Below are 845 nucleotides of genomic sequence, written 5' to 3' on the forward strand. Positions count from 1 at the left end.
GTGAGCGCTGATCTGAGTAATAGTGGGCTGATTTATGCCAAGAAATCTGCCATTTTCTCCTTAGATGGGGATTTTATTAATAAGTTTGCCGATGTCATTGCTGAAGACAATCTCATCATCCGTGGCTTAAGTGGAGAGCGGGCTGGTCATGTGATCAACAGCTCGGGTCTTTTAGAAGCCGTGTCAGGCGATATGACCTTCGATGTCTCAGCGCTTACCAACATGCGTGAAGGTGGAGTTGAAGTTAGCGATAAAGTGGTTGGTCACAGTTACGTGCGAGGAGAATGGGAAAAAATCCCAAATGTTGATAAACACACAAAGATCAAGAAAAATATCGACACCACGATCATTCGTCAGCAGCCTCATTTTATCAATAATGCTGCCCAGATTTTGGTAGGGCGCCATTTCACGGTTCATGCCGGTGATATCCGCAATAGTTATAGTTTGATTGCTGCTAATGGCAACATTGAGATGCAGGGTGATACGCTGCTCAATGAGGGGCGCGATTTAATCGAAACAACCAAGATTGTGACTAAAACACGCTACAGATATAAGCAATGTAGTATCACAAATCCAGGATGTATAGCGCACGATGCAAAAGAATGGGATGGTCCTACTTTTACCCAAACAACCGCCCGCACTTATGATACTGTTTACGGCACGATTGAAGCTGGTGGCACGCTTGATGCCAAGTTGACAGGCTATATTGATAATCATGCGGTGCGTGAGGGGGTTGAGCAAGTTGGCTTAAGCTCTGGCGATAAGGGGTTGGCTGGTGTTAAAAACACCGATTTTGACGGTTCCAAACCACTGATTAGTGATGATCGATTAGATGGGATTATCAA

At 44.9% G+C, this 845-nt stretch carries 1 pseudogene; it reads left to right on the top strand.

The features are described 5' to 3' along the window. Positions 1 to 845 (top strand): annotated as a pseudogene (locus ACFIMQ_RS09495) (filamentous hemagglutinin); the annotation flags it as partial.

The sequence above is a fragment of the Bartonella sp. AD13SXNS genome (assembly GCF_042196465.1).
GTDB lineage: Bacteria > Pseudomonadota > Alphaproteobacteria > Rhizobiales > Rhizobiaceae > Bartonella.